At 47.7% G+C, this 495-nt stretch carries 1 protein-coding gene; it reads right to left on the minus strand.

Annotated elements, in window-relative coordinates; translation table 11 throughout:
• A partial coding sequence (locus tag HC175_RS17750; protein WP_168139599.1) for an AIM24 family protein occupies positions 1-495 on the minus strand: 495 nt, incomplete at both ends.

Genomic DNA, 495 nt, shown 5'->3' on the forward strand with positions numbered 1-495 from the left:
CTCTCCGGGAGCCAAAACTTTCTTCGCTGTAGTTCCACCGGAATGCACAAAGGCCATCCCGTCCCCTTCCAGCTTTTGCATGATAAATCCTTCCCCACCGAAAAATCCGCGCCCCAGTTTCCTGCTGAATTCTACACCAATAGCCACTCCTTTAGCAGCACATAAAAAGGCATCTTTCTGGCAGACGAATTTCCCGCCATATTCTGTAAGATCAATAGGAATAACCTTTCCCGGGTATGGGGAGGCAAAGCTGATCTTCTTCTTTCCCGGAACCTGATTGGTGAAAATAGTCATGAACAGGCTCTCTCCTGTCAACAACCTTTTCCCGGCTCCAAGGACTTTTCCCAGAAATCCTTCATTCTGTTTAGATCCGTCACCAAAGATGGTATCCATCTTTACTCCGTCTTCCATCATCATGAAGGTCCCGGCTTCAGCAATTACCGCCTCCTGTGGATCTAATTCCAGCTCCACATATTGCATCTCCTCTCCAAAGAT

It is taken from the genome of Salinimicrobium oceani, from assembly GCF_012037645.1.